Consider the following 383-nt stretch of genomic DNA (forward strand, 5'->3'; position numbering starts at 1 on the left):
CACCTGTTTTGGACGTAGACGGCGTTTTTTCCCGAAAAATTCCGCATAAAGAAAACTTTGATTCGCGGGAAAACCTTCCCACTCTGATAAAACATTTGGAAAATCTCGCAAAGCCTGTTGTATGGAAGAAAAACTCAAAAGACCTTGGATTTTTGGGACTTTTCACGGACGGAGAGGGAAATTATTGGTTTAGAGCCTCGCGCGGCTTCTATACCTGCTTAAATGAAAGCCTTTCTAGCCTTGAATCGTTGATTGACGAATTAGGGGAAGATGTTGATCTTGAGCAAAAAAATGTTGTGAATCAGTGTTATCGCAGGTTATCGGATTATTTGGGGTAAACGGAAGAATTTTTTAACCACGAACCACACGAACAAAAGAGCGAA

Annotated in this window: 1 pseudogene; it reads left to right on the forward strand. The window is 41.0% G+C overall.

The features are described from left to right. Positions 1-338: pseudogene (locus ACYVTD_RS17740) on the forward strand (ATP-dependent RNA helicase); the annotation flags it as partial. Between the last annotated feature and the right edge of the window lie 45 nt (positions 339-383).

Source organism: Treponema sp. R6D11 (genome assembly GCF_054786075.1).